Source organism: Agarivorans sp. Alg241-V36, assembly GCF_900537085.1.
GTDB lineage: Bacteria > Pseudomonadota > Gammaproteobacteria > Enterobacterales > Celerinatantimonadaceae > Agarivorans.
This window is the reverse complement of record NZ_UNRE01000011.1, coordinates 47,894-65,519: the sequence shown is the minus strand read 5'-3', so window position 1 is coordinate 65,519 and position 17,626 is coordinate 47,894. Positions and strand designations below refer to the sequence as shown.

The 17,626-nt window shown below is 42.9% G+C and carries 19 protein-coding genes; 5 read left to right on the top strand and 14 right to left on the bottom strand.

Annotation, left to right across the window (positions count from 1 at the left end; genetic code table 11):
* Positions 1-6: 6 nt before the first annotated feature.
* The 9 genes from tolA to G6R11_RS20415 all read right to left on the bottom strand — a co-directional run bounded on the left by tolA (position 7) and on the right by G6R11_RS20415 (position 9,498).
* The gene (tolA, locus tag G6R11_RS20455) at positions 7-999 is read right to left on the bottom strand and encodes a cell envelope integrity protein TolA (RefSeq protein WP_163134964.1); all 993 of its coding nucleotides are present in this window, start codon (positions 997-999) and stop codon (positions 7-9) included.
* A gap of 13 nt (positions 1,000-1,012) precedes the next feature.
* The gene (gene tolR / locus G6R11_RS20450) at positions 1,013-1,450 is read right to left on the bottom strand and encodes a protein TolR (RefSeq protein WP_163134963.1); all 438 of its coding nucleotides are present in this window, start codon (positions 1,448-1,450) and stop codon (positions 1,013-1,015) included.
* 11 nt (positions 1,451-1,461) lie between these two features.
* The gene (gene tolQ / locus G6R11_RS20445; protein WP_163134962.1) at positions 1,462-2,145 is read right to left on the bottom strand and encodes a protein TolQ; all 684 of its coding nucleotides are present in this window, start codon (positions 2,143-2,145) and stop codon (positions 1,462-1,464) included.
* Positions 2,135-2,533, bottom strand: coding sequence for a tol-pal system-associated acyl-CoA thioesterase (ybgC, locus tag G6R11_RS20440; protein ID WP_163134960.1), 399 nt, complete (start codon positions 2,531-2,533; stop codon positions 2,135-2,137). Before ybgC ends, tolQ begins: the two co-directional genes overlap by 11 nt.
* Before the next feature lie 173 nt (positions 2,534-2,706).
* Positions 2,707-3,714 (bottom strand): Holliday junction branch migration DNA helicase RuvB, encoded by a 1,008-nt coding sequence (gene ruvB, locus G6R11_RS20435; RefSeq protein ID WP_163134958.1) that lies wholly within the window; start codon positions 3,712-3,714, stop codon positions 2,707-2,709.
* Between the two features lie 14 nt (positions 3,715-3,728).
* Positions 3,729-4,349 (bottom strand): Holliday junction branch migration protein RuvA, encoded by a 621-nt coding sequence (gene ruvA / locus G6R11_RS20430; RefSeq protein ID WP_163134956.1) that lies wholly within the window; start codon positions 4,347-4,349, stop codon positions 3,729-3,731.
* A 101-nt stretch (positions 4,350-4,450) separates the two neighbouring features.
* Positions 4,451-7,561 (bottom strand): efflux RND transporter permease subunit, encoded by a 3,111-nt coding sequence (locus tag G6R11_RS20425; protein ID WP_163134954.1) that lies wholly within the window; start codon positions 7,559-7,561, stop codon positions 4,451-4,453.
* Positions 7,554-8,855, bottom strand: coding sequence for an efflux RND transporter periplasmic adaptor subunit (locus G6R11_RS20420; protein ID WP_163134953.1), 1,302 nt, complete (start codon positions 8,853-8,855; stop codon positions 7,554-7,556). Before G6R11_RS20420 ends, G6R11_RS20425 begins: the two co-directional genes overlap by 8 nt.
* Positions 8,842-9,498, bottom strand: coding sequence for a TetR/AcrR family transcriptional regulator (locus tag G6R11_RS20415; protein WP_163134952.1), 657 nt, complete (start codon positions 9,496-9,498; stop codon positions 8,842-8,844). The genes G6R11_RS20420 and G6R11_RS20415 overlap by 14 nt, the downstream gene beginning before the upstream one ends.
* Before the next feature lie 278 nt (positions 9,499-9,776).
* On the opposite strand from G6R11_RS20415, the gene rssA reads away from it, so the two are divergent.
* Together rssA and G6R11_RS20405 are read left to right on the top strand one after the other, a co-directional pair.
* Positions 9,777-10,706, top strand: coding sequence for a patatin-like phospholipase RssA (gene rssA / locus G6R11_RS20410; protein WP_163134951.1), 930 nt, complete (start codon positions 9,777-9,779; stop codon positions 10,704-10,706).
* A gap of 179 nt (positions 10,707-10,885) precedes the next feature.
* Positions 10,886-11,827: a YeiH family protein gene (locus G6R11_RS20405; RefSeq protein ID WP_163134950.1), complete on the top strand. Its 942-nt coding sequence runs from the start codon at positions 10,886-10,888 to the stop codon at positions 11,825-11,827.
* A 29-nt stretch (positions 11,828-11,856) separates the two neighbouring features.
* Here the strand turns inward: G6R11_RS20405 and G6R11_RS20400 are convergent, their stop codons facing one another.
* Complete coding sequence (locus G6R11_RS20400) at positions 11,857-12,018, bottom strand: hypothetical protein (RefSeq protein WP_163134949.1); 162 nt, start codon at positions 12,016-12,018, stop codon at positions 11,857-11,859.
* A 251-nt stretch (positions 12,019-12,269) separates the two neighbouring features.
* Here G6R11_RS20400 and G6R11_RS20395 point away from each other — a divergent pair, with 251 nt between their 5' ends.
* Positions 12,270-12,647, top strand: a complete 378-nt coding sequence (locus tag G6R11_RS20395; protein ID WP_163134948.1) for a hypothetical protein — start codon at positions 12,270-12,272, stop codon at positions 12,645-12,647.
* Positions 12,648-12,663: 16 nt separating this feature from the next.
* Here the strand turns inward: G6R11_RS20395 and G6R11_RS20390 are convergent, their stop codons facing one another.
* The 4 genes from G6R11_RS20390 to G6R11_RS20375 all read right to left on the bottom strand — a co-directional run bounded on the left by G6R11_RS20390 (position 12,664) and on the right by G6R11_RS20375 (position 15,970).
* Positions 12,664-13,485: an Mbeg1-like protein gene (locus G6R11_RS20390; protein WP_163134947.1), complete on the bottom strand. Its 822-nt coding sequence runs from the start codon at positions 13,483-13,485 to the stop codon at positions 12,664-12,666.
* Between the two features lie 88 nt (positions 13,486-13,573).
* Positions 13,574-14,140 (bottom strand): hypothetical protein, encoded by a 567-nt coding sequence (locus G6R11_RS20385; RefSeq protein WP_163134945.1) that lies wholly within the window; start codon positions 14,138-14,140, stop codon positions 13,574-13,576.
* A gap of 49 nt (positions 14,141-14,189) precedes the next feature.
* Positions 14,190-14,957 carry an alpha/beta fold hydrolase gene (locus tag G6R11_RS20380; protein ID WP_163134944.1) on the bottom strand — a complete coding sequence of 256 codons (768 nt, stop codon included), beginning with the start codon at positions 14,955-14,957 and terminating at the stop codon, positions 14,190-14,192.
* Complete coding sequence (locus tag G6R11_RS20375; protein ID WP_163134943.1) at positions 14,954-15,970, bottom strand: DUF2817 domain-containing protein; 1,017 nt, start codon at positions 15,968-15,970, stop codon at positions 14,954-14,956. Before G6R11_RS20375 ends, G6R11_RS20380 begins: the two co-directional genes overlap by 4 nt.
* Positions 15,971-16,133: 163 nt before the next feature.
* On the opposite strand from G6R11_RS20375, the gene G6R11_RS20370 reads away from it, so the two are divergent.
* Entirely contained in the window at positions 16,134-16,826 is a 693-nt protein-coding gene (locus G6R11_RS20370) for a sensor histidine kinase KdpD (protein ID WP_163134942.1), read from the top strand.
* A gap of 32 nt (positions 16,827-16,858) precedes the next feature.
* Positions 16,859-17,623, top strand: coding sequence for a DNA repair protein (locus G6R11_RS20365; RefSeq protein ID WP_163134941.1), 765 nt, complete (start codon positions 16,859-16,861; stop codon positions 17,621-17,623).
* The last annotated feature ends 3 nt before the right edge of the window (positions 17,624-17,626 follow it).

Below are 17,626 nucleotides of genomic sequence, written 5' to 3'. Positions count from 1 at the left end.
CTATTTTTAAAGTGTTATTACTAAAGTAAGTGTTTTCATCTCAGCAAATACTTCTGGATCTTTTGATACAGGTAGCGACCCCGCCTTCAATATAGCTCGTTTCGCTGATGCGCATACAGCTTCATCGTTTTCTAATACCTTGGTATTAATAACAAAACCACCAGGAGCCATGCTAACTTCAATTCTACATGTTCTACCTTGCATACTTGGGTCAGTCAACAAATTGCGTTGAATGGTAGACAGTATCATGGCTTTATATTTATCTACTTCACCCAGTACTTGTCTTTGACGACGAGAGTTTGCTTCTGCTGCCATTTCTGCCTGCATTGAGCGTTCAAACTCAGCCTCTTGGCGAGCAATTTCAGCTTGGCGTTTGCGCTCTGCTTCCGCTTTGGCTGCTTTCTCTTTTGCAATTCGGGCTTCTTCTTCTTTACGTTTACGTAGCTCTTCAGCCTTACGAGCAGCTTCTTCGGCTTCTTTAGCCGCTTGTTCTGCTTTGCGTTGCTCTTCAAGTTTACGTACTCGCTCAGCTTCAGCAGCTACTGCAGCAGCTTCCGCTACTTTGCGTTGTTCTTCTTTCTTTATACGATCAGCTTCGGCTTTAGCGGCTTTTTGTTGCTCAAGCTTTTGTTTTTCTTTAGCACGGCGCGCCTGCTCATCGGCTTTACGTTTAGCATCTTCTTGTTGACGTTTTTCTAGCTCTAACTGCTTAATGCGCTTTTCTTCGGCTAAACGCTTTTTGCGCGCTTGCTCGGCTTCTTTTTCAGCTTTAGCAATCCGTTGTTGCTCTAGTTTGGTTTTATCTTTCTGTTGTTGTTTAATCCGTTCAACTTGCTTTGTCACCTGGTTAATATCTACAGCAGTAGCATTGATAATAGGAGCACTAGGAGTTGGTTCTAATTTAACGCGCTCAAAATCAACCGACCAAACCAAGGCGACAAATAGCACTGCATGCAACAGTATTGAAATTACAATGGATAAGCTAAAAGGCGACTTCAATGCTATTCCTATTTTAATTTTCGTCTGGCTGAGTCATTAAACCCACAGAAGGCACACCGGCGCTTTGCAGTAATACCATCAAGTTAATCACTTGCTCGTAGCGCACGTTTTTATCACCACGCACAACCACCGGTAAATCTGGATCTAATTGCAAATGCGCCATCACCACTGCTTTTAAGTCATCACCCGAAAGAGATTGATTAGCAGAGTTGTCATCTTCGCCAGTATCTAGATAGTACTGGCCACTTTCTGTCACGGTGGCAACTAAAGGTGGCTTACTGTCTTCTGGCATTGCTTCTGCGCTGGCTTGCGGAAGGTCAACTTTTACCCCTTGGGTAATAAGCGGCGCTGTTACCATAAAGATGATCAGTAATACCAACATCACATCGATGTACGGTACTACGTTAATCTCGGCAACTAAACGTCGTTTAGGACGTTGATAATGATTCACGCTAGCTCCTCTTAGTTACTACCGCTATGAGTTTGGCGGTGTAAAATGCTAGAGAATTCTTCCATGAAGTTGGCGTAACCATGCTCAAGCTTGGCAACACCCGTTGAAAAGCGGTTAAAGGCAATTACCGCTGGAATGGCTGCAAATAATCCCATCGCTGTTGCAATTAGGGCTTCTGCAATACCTGGAGCAACCATGTTTAAGCTGGCCTGCTGCACTTCACCTAGAGCGATAAAGGCATTCATAATCCCCCATACGGTGCCAAATAAGCCAATGTATGGGCTAATCGAACCAATGGTAGCAAGCATAGGCAATTGGTTTTCTAAAGATTCAACTTCGCGAGATAACGACACACGCATACTACGATACGTACCATCCATTACCGCGTCGGCGCTGCGGCCACTGGATTTATGTAAACGCACATACTCACGAAAGCCTGAATGGAAAATTTGCTCCATTCCTTGCAGGTGGTCTGCGCGGGCATTGCTCTCTTGATAAAGCTTGTTAAGGTCGACACCAGACCAAAACTTTTGCTCAAAAGCATCACTGGCAGTTTTAGCTGCTTTTAATACTCGATTACGGTTAATGATCATTGCCCACGAATAAACAGACATACTCACTAGCAATAACATTACAAACTTAACTAATAGACTCGCCTGCCAAAACAAGCCGATAAATGACATATCAGAGTGCACCGAGTAAATCCTCTTTTAATGTTTCAGGAATGGCCGTGGCCTTCATTGATGACAATGTGACACAAGCTACAGTGACCGTTCCGTGGGCGATGACTTGTTGATCAGCATTTCTAATGGTTTGTTCAAACACCAAACTGGCTCTCTTCATTTTTTCGATGGTGGTTTCCACCGAGAGCATTTGATTGAATAAAGCAGGAAGTTTGTAGTCAATATTTAGCGAGCGCACCACAAAACACAAATCTTGTTTCATTAGTACATCTTGATCATAGCCTAAGTCACGAAGCCACTCTGTACGGCCTCGTTCGAAGTACTTTATGTGGTTGGCATGATAAACAACCCCGCCAGCATCGGTATCTTCGTAGTAAACCCGAACAGCTAAAACCGACATTACACCTATCCCAAATATATAATTACAAATTACTATACACAGGCTGGTGCCCAAGGTTAAGACTCTAAACACTTAATTTAGATAATTGACAAAGAAAACTGAGATAACGGCTTAAAATTAAACACTTTAAGCCTAATTTTTAGCAATGCTGTCGTTATTAAACGACAGCATTTTTATCGTTTAGGAAGGTCTAAACCGAGGTGTAAATAGGCTTTATCACTAGCGATACGTCCGCGAGGAGTACGCTGCAAAAAACCCTGTTGAATTAAGAATGGTTCTAGTACATCTTCAATGGTTTCTTTATCTTCGCCAATTGCAGCGGCTAAATTATCTAAACCTACTGGCCCACCAGCAAAAGTCTCGGTTATCGCTTTAAGCAACTTAGTATCCATGTAGTCAAAACCAGCACTGTCTACACTCAACAAATCAAGAGCTTGGGCAGCAACTTGCTGAGTTACCTTTCCGTCAAACTTAACATCGGCAAAATCGCGCACTCTGCGTAACAAACGATTTGCAATACGCGGAGTGCCTCGAGAACGTTTTGCCACTTCCCAAGCGCCTTCTTCATCTAAGTCTAAATTGAGATAATGGGCACTTCTTTTGACGATATCGGCCAAGTCCTTAGTTTTGTAAAACTCTAAGCGTTGCACAATGCCAAATCGGTCTCGTAAAGGCGAAGTCAGCATACCTGCGCGGGTAGTAGCACCAATTAGAGTAAAGGGAGGTAAGTCTAATTTAATTGACCGTGCTGCAGGGCCCTCGCCTATCATGATATCCAACTGATAGTCTTCCATAGCCGGGTAAAGCACTTCTTCTACTACAGCGCTTAAACGATGGATTTCGTCGATAAACAAAACATCGCCAGGCTCTAGATTAGTTAACAGCGCCGCCAAATCACCGGCCTTTTCTAACACCGGTCCAGAAGTGGTTTTAATATTTACATCTAACTCATTAGCCACAATATTAGCTAAAGTGGTTTTACCCAGGCCTGGAGGGCCAAATATAAGTAGATGATCTAAAGCATCATCACGACGACGAGCGGCTTCAATAAATATTTCCAGCTGCTCTACAACCGCTTGTTGACCGGTGTAATCTTCAAGCTTTTTAGGTCGAATCGCACGATCAACCGTCTCTTCTTCTACTATTGGCGTGGCTGCTACTAAACGGTCAGCTTCAATCATCTAAAATACCTTTGTTACAGTGCCGCTTTTAAGGCTTCTCTGATCAGCTCTTCACTGCTCATGCCACTGGTCCACACTTGTTTCACCAACTTATCCGCTTGGTTACCTTTGTAACCCAAAGATTCTAGTGCTGCGATAGCTTCATCTTTAGGATCTACACTTGCGTGTAAGGGTAAATCGCCGTGGCTACTTAGACTATCACTAATTGGAGTTTCTGGAAGTTCTACATTCCAGTTTTTCAAGCGGTCTTTCATTTCGACCAATAAGCGTTCCGCCGTTTTTTTACCAATGCCCGGTACTTTAACCAAACTTGATAAGTCTTCATGTTTTACGGCAAACACAAACTGCTCACAGCTTAAGCCCGATAGAATGGCTAAGGCTACTTTAGGACCAATACCATTTACCTTTATCAATTCTCTAAATAATGAGCGAGAAGCTTTATCATGAAAGCCATAAAGTAACTGAGCATCTTCACGCACGATAAAGTGAGTTAATAAGCGCACTGACTCACCCAGTTCAGGTAATTGATAAAAACAGTTCATGGGTAATTGAATCTCGTAGCCAACTCCGGCTACGTCAATTAGAACGAACGGTGGGACTTTTTCTTCTAAGGTACCTTTAATGGTAGCGATCACTGCATAGACTCCTAAACTAACTGCGCTTAGCTTAACCTAAAGACTGGATATACATCCAGTCTTTTACAGTTAAATTATGTGAGGAGTCACGAGCTTAAGCCTTACTCCTGCTGCAATGATTTATGTTTATGGACCAAGTTCCAATCCGCTAGTACCGCATAAGCTGCTGGAATAATAAACAACACCATCATGGTAGATGCAATAATCCCAAACACTATCGATACCACAATAGGCTGCACCACTTGAGCCTGTAAGCTGGTTTCGAGTAAAAGCGGCAGTAAACCAGCAGCAGTGGTTAAGGAGGTTAAAAACACCGCTCTAAAACGCTCTTTACTCGCGTTAACAACAGCCTGATAAACGTCGTCACCTTCATCCAAGTGATGCCGGATATACTGCACCAGCAATATCGAATCATTGGTAACAATGCCCGCTAGGGAAATAAAACCTAAAATAGACGGCATGCTTAAGTTATGGCCTAACAAAAAGTGGCCCCACAATACGCCTATTAGAGCCATGGGAATCACTGTAAGCACGACCACAGGTTCTAAGTAGCTTCTAAATTGAAAGCTCAAAATAGCAAACACCCCAAAAATACCAATGGCAAAGCTTTTACTTAATGAAGCCCCTACTTTGGCACTTTCTTTAGCCTCTCCTTCAAAATCAACACGCAGACCAGGAAACTGCTTTTGAAGCTCTGGCAGAAAACTCCTTTGTACCAATTGCATTACTTCATTGGTATTAGCAGTCCTAGTATCAACATCTGCCATTACAGTTACTGTACGCAGGCTATTAATGCGTTGGATGCGAACATAAGCACGTTGATATTCAATGTTTGCGATGGAAGATAGAGGTACTTGTTGGCCATCCGCCAGTACAATCGGAAAGTTAGCTAATGCTTGTAAGCTTCCCGACTGTTGCTTGTTTAGCCTTACATCAATTTGCATGTTCTCTGGACCAATCTGAAACTCATCTGCAATGGTTCCTTGGTAAGAAGCACGTAATTGTTCCGCCACCATTTGGCCATTAACCATAAACGACTCCGCCCCTCCTCGAAGTGAAATTACCACCTCTTCTTTACCCGGACGCATGTCATCTAGAATGCTGTTCACACCTTGGAACTTACCTAGATAAGCCTGCAACTCAACCGATGCAGATTTTAAAGTATCAAGATTAGAGTGTTGTAAACGCACTTCAATCGCCCGCCCTGCTGGGCCCATTGTCGGTTGGGTAAAGGCTAAAGCTAAAGGCAATGCTTGATCACCTACCTGTTCCCGCCAAGCAGCGATGAAATCTTCTATGTAACTATTGCGGACCTCTGCAGAAAGCAGATCTAGGCGCACGGTAGCCACGTGAGGGCCAGACTCACCGGCATCAGCATTAAAATTGTATTGCGCGGTTATATCGTGGATCAGCGTTTGCGGCTCGTTGTTATTGTTGGTGAACTCTTCCCCAACCAGCTGCGCTGCATTAACAATTTCCGTAACCAAGGCTTCGGTTTGGCTCAAACTAGAGCCTGGCGGTAGGATAATTCTGGCTTCTGCTATGTCACCGTCTAATTCTGGAAACGCGGTGAATTTAACTAATCCGCTAATCACCAAAGAGAACGACAACAGCAACAAACCCAAAGTTGCACCAAGTGAGATGTAACGCCACTTCACTACGAAGGTAACGGCTGGAACAAGTTTGTTTAGTCGAAAACTTTCGAAAGCATCTAGAAATTTTGCTTTAAAGCCACTTGTGGGCCTTTCAATACCTTGGTGCTGCAAGGTATGACGAAGGTGGTTAGGCAGGATCAAAAACGCTTCTACCAAGCTAATACAAAGTACCAATAACAAAGCCATGGGCACCACGCTTAATACCGCGCCCATTTGCCCGTCTAGCCACATTAAACTGCCCAATACAAAAATGGTGGTGAAGAACGACGAGATAACCCCAGGCGCAGCTTTTTTAACCCCTTTAACCACTGCTTGGTCGGCGCTTAGCCCTCGCTCTAGATGAGCGGCAATCGATTCCGCAATAACAATCGCATCATCCATCATGATGCCAATAGCCATAAGCAGGCCCACCAGCGTCATAATGTTTATCGACAGCCCAAATACCGACATCAGGAACAAACCACCCATAAAGGCAACTGGTAAGCCTGCAGCTATCCAAAAAGAGTATCGCAACGAGAAAAACAGCCACATACTCAAAAACACCAAGATAATCCCTTGCCAACCATTCTTTAGCATCATGTTTAAGCGATCGCTTAATAGCGAAGACATGTCATTGGTGAGGGTTAAACTGACACCTTCAGGGGTAATAAGCCTTTGGTCGTCGACAAACTGCTGTACCGATTGTTTAATTCTTAAAGCATCATCGGCTTTATTTTTGCTAATTTTGAGTACTGCAGAAGGAAGATTGTTGAATAGAATTTTCTCTTCATCTAATTCGAACCTGTCGCTGATGCTGGCGATATCTCCTAAGTACACCACGCTGCCATTGTTATCTGATGCAATTACCGTTTTGGCTAAGGCAAGAGGATCGCGCTTACGCTGATCAAAACGAATCAATAAGTTTTTATCTGTAAGCTCTATGGTCCCCGCCGGCAAATTAATGTTTTGCTGGCTAATGGTATTGGCTACATCGTTAACGCTTAGGTTTAACCTTCGTAGCGCGGTATGGTCTAATTCTACGCGCAACTGATGATCTGAGAAGCCACTAACAGTCACCATCGCTACGCCGTAATCAACCTTTAGGCTATGTTTTAACTCCTCTGCGTAGGCTTTCAAATCAGGCCAAGTCGCAGGTGCACTAATAGCAATATCTACAACGGGTTCTGCCCAGTCCATTTCTTTAACAACTGGCGGTTCAATTTGCTCTGGAAAATCCTTAATGGCATTGATTTCAGTTTGAATATCAACCAGCATTCGGCCTACGTCTGCGTTACCATCGAGTTTTACAACTAACGAACCTAGCCCCTCAACCGCTTCACAACGCGTTTCTTCAATGCTCGACAAGCCATCTACAGCATCTTCCATACGCATACATAGGCTTTCTTCTACTTCACTGGGTGAAGCACCCGGATAAACCACAGTTGCGATAATGAAGGGATTGGTAAATTCAGGAAAAGTTTCCCGCTTCAAAGTACCTAAACTACTAAAGCCAAGTAGTAAAAAGCTCACCATAACCAAGTTTGCTAAAGTAGGATGGCGAATAAAGAAATTAAGCATTTGGCGCTTCCTCTACTCGCAGACTCATTCCCTCTACCGCTGGAATAAGATCATTAAGAATCAGCTGCTGACCACTGCTAATATCACCACTGATTGCTACACCCTGCTCGGTTCTAAATATCACTGTCACCGGAATAATGTTCAGCTTATTTTCGCCGTCCATTAGGTAAATATTGCTGCCGTGCAATGCCCTTTCTGGCACTACAAAGTGTTGCTGCGGATAACCCTTTATAGTGGCTTGAACATACATGCCTTTGGTAAGAGGAATTTGTTGCGCTAAGTCCATGTCGGCAATGTTTTGCTCAACTTCTAAGAACATACCAACGGTGGCCTGCTCTACACTTACCGATTCGCCAACACGGGTTACTTTGGCTGGCCACCGGTATTCAATACCAGAGGCTACCAAGCTTACCGATGCTTCGAACTCTAACTCATCGATAGACGGCAAACCCAAAGCATTTTGATAATGCTGTACGCTGCTCACTAAGTGGCGCATATCGGTGAGTGACAACTGAACGTCTGCCACCATTACATCCAGTTTTTGCGCTACCACCATTACCGATTGCAAGTTAACCACTTGCTCCGTTTCAATATTCACTTCTGCAATCTTGGCATCAAAAGGTAGCACTATTTCTGTTTTACTAAGTTGGCGCTGAGCATCTTCAAACTTGGCTTTTTCTACCGCTAATTGAGCTTCTGCAACCCTTTTATCATCTGGAATAAGTTGCAAAGCATTCTCAAGCTCTTGCACAACATTGTTTTGAATGAGTACATTTTGCTTTTGGTTTTCTAACTCCGAGCTGGAAATAAGATTCTGCTCTTTAAGCTTTTGTTTACGCTTGTATTCTTCGTTTACTAACAAAGCTCGTTGGCGCTCAATATCTAAGCTAGTTTTTAAGTTGGTTTCTTCCTGAGTTAAACGAGCCAGCTGAGTCATGCTGGCATTTAAATTGGCTTCAGCTTGAACCATTTTTAAACTGTACTCGAGAGGATCAATTTTAAGTAACAACGATCCCTTGGGTAAAAATCGCCCTTCTTCTAACAAGGGGTGACGATAAACCAGGTTTCCACTCACTTCTGCTACTGCTTCCCAGCTCGTTTTAGGCTCTACCCTGCCGTAGGCGATTGCCAAAGGCGCTGCGGCTTGCTGTTTTAGCGCTGTGACTTCAACTAGTCGAGAAGACTGATGCTGAGCATTTAATGGCGCGACTTCTTTGGTCGTAATGGCGAGAACTAGAAAAAATATGCCAATAGCAATGCCTGGAAAAATCAACCAAGGTTTATTGAGCTGCATTACGTTGTTCCTTTGATTTAAACAATCCACGCTCAAGCAACTGAACGTTGTGATCTGCAAGTTTTAAAAATTTTTGTTTCGATAATTCAATTTGATTGGCTTCCAATAATCGTTCAGGCATTAAGAACGGAAACACCATCAAACTCAGAAAGCTAATTTGCGCCATTTCCGGGTCTATACCCTCTAACAAGGCTTTTTTATTTAGCAACTGTTCAAAAAGCGCTTTGCTTTTAAACCGCCCCATATTGCCAATCATAAGCTCAAGTTGCCGGGCACTTTCGTGCTCTCTGGGCAAACCTGACAATTTATATATAAGTTTAGGAAAGTACGGGTTTTCCACCATGGTGGTGTAGTAAGCGCGCATGACTTTGCCTAAATCACTGACGTCGGTATTTTGCTTGCCTTGCTGCAAAGTATTAAACACCGGATTGGAGACTGTTTTTAACATCTCTCCAAATAGCTGAGCCTTAGAGCCAAAGTAGTAGCGAATTAATGCTGCATCAACTTCTGCTTTATTGGCTACCATACGTATCGATACTTTGTCGTAATCAAGCTTCGAAAAAAGTTGGGTTGCAGCATCCAATAGTTTGTCTCTCGCTTGGCTGTCGCCTTTGGGCCGTCCCACAGGATTCTTTTGGCTCATAACTCTCTGGTTTATTCATCAGATGTAGAATTAATGATAAGACATAACTGGAGTTGCTGCGCCCAGTAAAATTCTTCACTAGGTAGATTTCAATGAATTTTACCTAGATTTACGTTTTGTCACAGCGACTTACCATTAATAAACACTTAGCACTACGTTGTATTTATTACTAAGGACATCAAAATGATAGCCAGCTCAATTTAAGCTTAACGATCACTAGGATATTGATAAAGTTTAAGCAACAATGCCAAAGATAAAAGTACCTTAATGGAATGATAATGACAGGTAAAAGTGAGTTGAAAATTGGCTTAGCGCTTGGCAGTGGCGCAGCAAGAGGTTGGTCTCACCTAGGAGTGATTATGGCCCTGCAAGATATGGGGATCCGCCCGCATATTGTGTCTGGCTGCTCAATCGGCGCCTTAGTTGGCGCAGCTTACGCATGCCAACGAATAGACAAACTGCATGAGTGGGCCTTAAGCCTTTCCAGTTGGCAAGTATTTAACTTAATGGATTTTTCCCTTTACCGTGGTGGCTTGCTCACCGGAGAAAAAGTCTTTAATGCTGCAGAAAAATACATCGGTAGCGATAAGATTGAGCAACTTGCAATCCCGTTTGGCGCGGTAGCCACCGAGCTGGAATCAGGAAAAGAGATATGGCTGCAAAAAGGCAAAGTTAGAGACGCAGTGCGTGCATCATGTGCTATGCCGGGACTAATGGCTCCCTATCGATTAAAAGATCAGTGGCTGGTAGATGGCGCGGTAGTGAATCCAGTACCGGTATCTCTTTGTCGAGCAATGGGCGCCGACATGGTTATCGCGGTAAACCTTAATAATGACAAATCAAGAATAGCGCTAACCGATCATCCCCTGGAATTGAACGAGCAAGATAGCAACGCGAACGAGCAACCATTTTGGCGCTTGTTAGGTGGCGGTAAAGACTTCCTTAACTCCATGCTTAGTAACCTAAAGCAGCCGAATAATAATCGTTCGCCAGGCATGATAGGCGTAATGTCTACCTCAATAAACATTATGCAAGAACGTTTAACCCGCACAAGAATGGCGGGTGATCCTCCTGATATTTTGTTATCTCCAAAGCTGGGTGATATCGGGATTATGGATTTTCATCGAGCGGAAGAAGCAATAGCAGAGGGAAAAAGAGTGACAGAGTTGATGAGACCACAGATAGAAGAAGAACTATTTTACCGATAATTTGGCTTTTCAAGCTGATGAATAATATCGATTAAATTAATCAGTTTTACTTATATGCAATAATATTTATCCATAAATACAGTTAGATATAGTTTTATCCTGAAATTTGGTCACTAAAATTCTAACAAGCAGCAAGTCCTTTCACGGCGTATACTTAGGTCAGTTGTAGAGGACTTAGAATGCTAGAAAAGTTAAAACAAATGAACAAAGCCGATGTGTTGTGCATTGTTTTCTGTTTAATCATCATCACGCCACTCATAAATGGTCCCGGTGCGCTGGTAATCGGCGCTTGCTTAGCCAGCTTTGGCTTAACGCCAAAAAGCATTGATGTGGGCGCGCTCACTAAACGCTTATTGGCTATTTCTGTTGTAGGTTTAGGATTTGGCATTTCTATCACACAAGCCATACAGTACACCCAGCATGGTTTTGGTTTAATTGTTGGTTCTATCGCTTTCACCTTAATTCTTGGCTTAGTAGCGACTAAGCTTCTAGGAATTGAGCGCAAAACTGGCTATTTAATTTCAGTAGGTACCGCAATTTGTGGCGGCAGTGCTATTGCTGCCGTTTCACCTGCGATTAAAGCTAGCAGCAAACAGATTTCTTTGGCTTTAGCCACTGTGTTTATTTTAAATGCCTGTGGCCTTTTTGTTTTCCCACTACTTGGCCACTTATTTGATTTAAACCAAAGCCAATTTGGCTACTGGGCAGCCATTGCTATTCATGACACTTCATCAGTGGTGGGCGCTGCAGCTGCTTATGGTGATGAAGCATTAAGTGTTGCGACAACAGTTAAACTTGCAAGGGCTCTTTGGATTATTCCCGTTGCATTATTAAGTGCGGTAATATTCAAAGAGAAAGATGCCAAGATTTCGATACCCTACTTCATTTTGTTCTACATCATAGCCATGCTAATCAGCAACTTTGTACCAATGTTTGAAGCTGTTTATGAGGGATTATTTGAGCTTTCTAAACAGTTATTGGGCGTGTGTTTATTTTTGATTGGCTACGGTTTAACCGCGAAGAATTTACAGCAAGCTGGTAGCAAACCGCTGCTGCTTGGCGTTAGCCTTTGGGTCTGCATTGCGGTGGGCTCGTTGCTTATCATCAAGGCATTCTACTAAAAGAACTGAATGAGACTAGGCACTACCAGTTAGTTAGGTGTGTCTCTGCTTTTGTTAAGTAAGGACGCACCCAGCATAACAAGCACCGCCAAAAAAGCAGTTGCTTCAAATACTGCGCGAACTAAATCATGACTAAACCAAGCGATTAGTAGACTTAGAACAATAACCACTAACAAAATTTTGCGTAACATCTGCACCCTCCAGTTAGCAAAACTGTAACTAACCAAGAGGCTTCTGCAAATTCACTTTATCTATAAGCTAGTACTGCCGCTTATAAAGAATCCTTGTTGAGGCCAATAATAATTAGACATACATCACATTTTTGTTAGAATCGTCCGCGGTCACAATACTTACGGCAGGCACAATGTTTCGAACTTTGTTCTACAGAATACTTTTTCCATTCATCATCGCATTGTTAGTTATGGTTTTAGCTATATTGCAAATGCAAAAAGTAACCTTGGCAAAGTTTTATGACAAAGAGCTTAGCTTTTCTGACTATCTTAATTGGTTTTCTACTCACCCTGCCAACACCGTAGACGTGTTATCCGTATTGCGTGCTCAACAGCCCAATCACCATGGTGGAACCACCCAAGATTGGTGTCCTAGCGTACATTCGGAAGATGGCTTTGTTAGCATTAGCTATTTAGATGACAAACCGGTGTGCTGTAGTTTGGGGCAAGGGCAACGCTATGTTTACTACAAAGAAGATGAGCAATTCATCACGCTAATGTGTGGACGTTGGCCAAGAACAGAAGTGGTTAACGTAAGTAAAAAAGGCATTCGTGCCGTGCAATCTTACCGCAGCGCTGCAGGCTCCTAGAGCCTAGAACTCCTTTTTAATGTTCGTCGAAATAGTCTTTGTTGCGGATATACTTACGCATATAGTGATAGGTGAACGGCAGTAATAGCCAACTCACTAACGATTTACTCATGCGATACCAAGTAGGCGTGTTTTCATAAATCTTTTCATCATGTAACCACAGCATTCGGCCCACATGCCAATATACAAAAGGTAAAGGCGGAAGGAAGGTTACAATGTCTAAGTCACAGCAAATCCGATAGGTTTTGCGGTGCAATTTGTAATGTTTCTTAAAATTCCACAGCCCAGTAGCGGGTTGGCCAAAAGTGACTACTCGTTTTACTTTCTTAGGATATTGCCGCTCTAGTCTATCGGCGACTAAAACCGCCATACAACCACCCGAAGAATGCCCGGTAAGCGAGATACGTTTACCCTGCTCCATCAAAGGCAGCAGTATCGATTCGAGGCGTTGATAAACCGTTAACTTGTGCTTGCTTCGATTAGGATCACAGCTTAATTGCTCAAGAAGCTGTAAGTAACCCCAATGCACATGATAATGCTCTTTTCCAAGGCGATATTTACGCGGGATAAAGGCTAAGTTGACCAGCCAATCAAAGATATTCATTGAACCGCGGAACACCACAATCACTTCGTCTTTGTTCTCTTTCCAAAGCACTCGCGTAGTGGAACGCCCCCAGCGATCAAACACGTCTTGATACAAATACTTGTCTAACTGCTCTGTCACGCCCTCCATGGCCGACGGATAAGCCAGACGGCATAACACCGCGTAACGTTCATATTGATATCGTTTTAGCTTCTTAAGTTTAGCGACGGGCTCTTGAATTAGCGGTTGGTTCAAACAAAACTACCTAAGTCATTTTGGTTGTATATTGAAACATAGTGTTCACAATTTAATATGACAGTTTGATGAAGCGCCGCAGATAGAGCTACTGAGCATAAAACTTTAGCCAGTATTGTTGGGCTTTAGTGTGGTTGGGGCTAATTAAATTGAACTGATAACTATTGCCAACCTGCTGCATCACAAAAAAGTTATGAGCGTTTACGCCTGAAACCTGATTAACATTTACCCTTCCCCAACCGCTATTAAAGGTGGACAAACTTGGAAAGCTCAACTCAATGCTGGGCAAGTTACAGCTAGGGTTAGAGCTAGGAACCGTTACTCGATAGGCAAAATCTTTCCATAGTTGGTTTTGGCTTAATATAGATATTTGCTGCTGAATGCTTTGATTCCAAGCGAACTCCACAGCAATTAAACGACCTCTTAACAGCTGTAAGTTATTAGCCACGCAGGCAGAGCTTGTAGGTAAACTTATTTGAAAGACCTGCTCTTGGTCATTTTTACTGGCTTTGTTGTGCGCCTTAAGTTCAAGCTGTTCAAGCGCTTCTATGCGAAAAGTAAGCTTTGGATAAGCACCTTCTATAACTTCAATGGCCAGTTGATTAGCTAGCGTAGAGAATGAAAACAAGCTTAAAATATACAGCCATTTACCCATAAACACTCTCCTAAAGATTAATAGTAAAGTCACTTGTTCGATTTTAAGGTTAGCAGCTTAATTCACTAAGCCATCGCTGAATTTGCCTCACTGTCCATCGCGGCGCATCTAAGGGGAGATCATGCCCCGCAGTTGGGTGCTGCTTTAAGTCTGCTTGCCAATGCCTAGCAAGATCGGTACTACAACTGGCATCCACTAATTTGTCTCTACGGCTATTTAAAACTAGCAACGCTTGCTTTGGTTTATTTGCAGCTTTAAACGCAGCTGCCGCCTTAAGCTGTAAATAAGCGTTTTTTAGGCTCACTGGGCATTGCTCAGCCCACTTAAGCCAAAAGTCCAGCACTGGTTGGTGCTTTAAAGGGAAGTTACTGGTTAATCGCAAAATTTTTGATTGGCGGTCACTCGAAGAGCTTGAGCATACGGCACTGAGCAAATACGGATAGATACGCCAATTTAACCGTTTATAGAACGGCGAAAACTGCGCATTGGAAGAGTTGATCAGCACCAAAGAATTAACTTCAAGACTAAAATGCGTTGCCCAATCTACCGCCAACATTCCGCCTAAAGAAATAGCCACAATATCGACAGAATCGATGTTAGCGTTTGTGAGCTTAAGCTGAATTCGCAAGCTTTGCCGCATATCAGCAATGGTATCGGCGCTGGTTAAGTGGCATAAGAGACCATTGCCAGGCGTATCAAAACTCAATATTAAACGCTCTGGGAATGCCTGCTGGAGAAGCTTAGAAAAATCCCCCCAATGACGTTGCTCCCTGACCAAACCTCTAATCAGTACAATTGGCCGCTGAAGCTTGCTCATGAATACCACTTTTTGATGGCGGCCAATTTATCTAACTCCAATTGTGAGTCATTAAACAAGCTTCGCCATGAATAGCTTGCGTCCATTAAAAACTCCATTAATACCAAGTGACGCCTCAATACACGTTGCACTCGATGCGGCTTCATTGGGTGATATAATCCTAGGCTATTAAACACTTGCAGCGGGTTTTTCTTTAACCATCGCCAAGAGCCCATCTCCAATGTTAGCGGAATAAAACTGCCGGAATGATTTAACGATTGGTCGTAACAGTAATCCCAAAGATCGCCGTGACAAACATAATGCTTGGTTTGCGGCTCAAACAAATAATTTTGATGTGGGAAGCCGGTGAAAAACGCTTTTCGTAAGCGATAGACTGCCCCGAGATCTGCAATAGCTTGGGTGGCAGAATTTGCATAAGGAAACCATAATCGGTCACTGTGACCAAAGCCACTATGGCAATCGAGTACCAAGCTAAAAGGCCGAGGAAATAGCTTGGTTTCTACAAATTCTAAAAGCGCCCTATTCTCCAATTCCATAGCTTCATCTTTATTGCCACGAAACCAAGGTAACTTGCTGCTTATCCGTTGCCCACCAACCATAAAGCTCGCACCATCTTTAGCGATACTTGGTGAGTTACGCATTAAATCAACGCCCTTAGCGTTTGCTCTGCGCTGCAACACCATGCCACTTGGGTTAACAATGGGAATAAAAGCGACATAGCACTCCTCGAGTAACTGCTGCAATTGTAGATCCCAATCGAGTCGCTGTAATAAGCTAGCCAAAAAAGACAACACCACTTGGCTACCAATACGCTCAACGCCGTGAACACCGCCCACAAACAACACCCCAGGTTTATCGATAGAAACTTTGCCTAAGCTCATGGCATGCACCGGGTACAAAGTGTCGCCATTGCCCTTAACATCGCACAATAACTCTACCTTAAGCTTATCTGGAAACTGCTTAAGTATACTCAGCAGTTGATCCATCTCTGGGAATTCACTTTGGCCTTGCATCGCGTCCTCGCTTGCTATAATTGGCAAGTTACAACTAGCAAAATGCCATTACAGATTTATTAATAGCTCTCTAAGTATTCTTAATAGTATTTTGGAAGTAGTTGATTTTGCGACAAAGCTGGGCTTCGGTTACACTGCAATAACGTGCTTATAAGGACTCAACATGCCAGTAAACGACAAGCTAGATTTTTCATCAGTTTTAGCCACTGCAGTTCACGATATGAAAAATTCGCTGTGTATGCTGACTCAGTCTACAGAATCCATCGCCATCCGCTCTAAGCAGTTAGGCAGAGAAGACAGCGAAGAGCTTTCGCGTTTACATTACGAGGTATCACGCTTAAACGGTAGCTTGATGCAGTTATTGGCTTTGTATCGATTTGAAAAAGAGCAAATGCCAATGACCATTGAGGAGCAATATCTCGAAGACTTGCTCAACGACATCTACTTCAAAAATCAAACCTTCATCGAACAAGCAGAAATGAATGTTGAGATTGACGTAGAGTCATCGTTAAGTTGGTACTTTGACGGCGTACTGGTGGATTACCTACTTAATGACATTGTAGTGAACGCACTTCGTTATTCTAAAAAACAAATTAAAATATCTGCAAAACAAGCCGATAACTATTTATGTATCCAAATTGATGATGACGGTGAGGGGTTTCCTCAAGACATTATCGACTTGGCAAATATAGAAGTAGCGTCGCAAATAAATTTTGTTAAAAATCGTAGCGGTTTAGGTTTGTTTTTCGCAAAATTGATCGCTAAAGCACATATAAATTCGGGCAAGGAAGGTAAAATAAAACTAGAAAATGGCAGCTCTTTAGGTGGTAGCCGTTTTAGTTTATATCTCCCGTAGCACAAACACTTAGGAAATTTTTCGGTTTAAATATGGTATTTACCTTAGTATTGCTTGGCGTAGGCGCGTTGTTATTTTTAGTTATCGCCTACAACATGGTTCAACAATTTAAACAAAAGCAAGAAACCGAGCGCCGTGTAGCAATTGCCAAACAAAAGGCAATTATTAACGAAACGGAAGAATTGCTACTGCATTCCTCTATTTTGCCCTATAGCAAAGAGTTGGTAGAGCTTCTGCATAAACGAATGCTAGAAGCCCTCAATCAAATTAGAACCACTGACCCTAGCGTTAAAGGCTTGAATAACCGTATTCGCGCAACCAAAGGTCAGCTTAGCCAAATTAAAAACGCTAGTGAAATTAGTGACAGTGCTTTTAGAGCACCTGACACTGATAAAGATGCCCTGCAAATGCTGCAGATAGTCAAAAAAATCCGCGCAGTGGTTCGCTCAGAGCACGCCAAAGGCCGCTTAAACACCCAAGTATTTGTTCTAGAAGATCGACGCTTAGAATTAATGCAGCTTAAAGTAAACATTGAAAATGCTCTTAAGCGGGCTGTAGAAGCGCAAGCGTTACGCCAATGGGGTACAGCTCGTCAGTTACTTAATAAAGGCATTGCAGCCTTGAGTAATATTTCTGACCGCGATGCCTACTTAGAGCAAAAGCTGCAAGACATGCGTCGAATGAATCAAGAAATGAGTGACAAACTCAAATCTGACAGCAAACAAGAAGCAGAAGATCTTGCCGAAAAAGAAACAGACGAATTGGATGTATTGTTTCAACCCAAGAAAAAGTGGTAAGCC

Excerpts from the sequence above, each read along its gene's own strand:
- G6R11_RS20365 (WP_163134941.1), top strand. The coding sequence starts at position 16,859 with ATGGTATTTACCTTAGTATTGCTTGGCGTAGGCGCGTTGTTATTTTTA.
- G6R11_RS20375 (WP_163134943.1), bottom strand. The coding sequence starts at position 15,970 with ATGCAAGGCCAAAGTGAATTCCCAGAGATGGATCAACTGCTGAGTATA.
- rssA (WP_163134951.1), top strand. The coding sequence starts at position 9,777 with ATGACAGGTAAAAGTGAGTTGAAAATTGGCTTAGCGCTTGGCAGTGGC.
- G6R11_RS20425 (WP_163134954.1), bottom strand. The coding sequence starts at position 7,561 with ATGCTTAATTTCTTTATTCGCCATCCTACTTTAGCAAACTTGGTTATG.
- ybgC (WP_163134960.1), bottom strand. The coding sequence starts at position 2,533 with ATGTCGGTTTTAGCTGTTCGGGTTTACTACGAAGATACCGATGCTGGC.
- G6R11_RS20420 (WP_163134953.1), bottom strand. The coding sequence starts at position 8,855 with ATGCAGCTCAATAAACCTTGGTTGATTTTTCCAGGCATTGCTATTGGC.
- G6R11_RS20415 (WP_163134952.1), bottom strand. The coding sequence starts at position 9,498 with ATGAGCCAAAAGAATCCTGTGGGACGGCCCAAAGGCGACAGCCAAGCG.
- G6R11_RS20400 (WP_163134949.1), bottom strand. The coding sequence starts at position 12,018 with ATGTTACGCAAAATTTTGTTAGTGGTTATTGTTCTAAGTCTACTAATC.
- G6R11_RS20380 (WP_163134944.1), bottom strand. The coding sequence starts at position 14,957 with ATGAGCAAGCTTCAGCGGCCAATTGTACTGATTAGAGGTTTGGTCAGG.
- G6R11_RS20405 (WP_163134950.1), top strand. The coding sequence starts at position 10,886 with ATGCTAGAAAAGTTAAAACAAATGAACAAAGCCGATGTGTTGTGCATT.
- G6R11_RS20385 (WP_163134945.1), bottom strand. The coding sequence starts at position 14,140 with ATGGGTAAATGGCTGTATATTTTAAGCTTGTTTTCATTCTCTACGCTA.
- ruvB (WP_163134958.1), bottom strand. The coding sequence starts at position 3,714 with ATGATTGAAGCTGACCGTTTAGTAGCAGCCACGCCAATAGTAGAAGAA.
- G6R11_RS20395 (WP_163134948.1), top strand. The coding sequence starts at position 12,270 with ATGCAAAAAGTAACCTTGGCAAAGTTTTATGACAAAGAGCTTAGCTTT.
- G6R11_RS20370 (WP_163134942.1), top strand. The coding sequence starts at position 16,134 with ATGCCAGTAAACGACAAGCTAGATTTTTCATCAGTTTTAGCCACTGCA.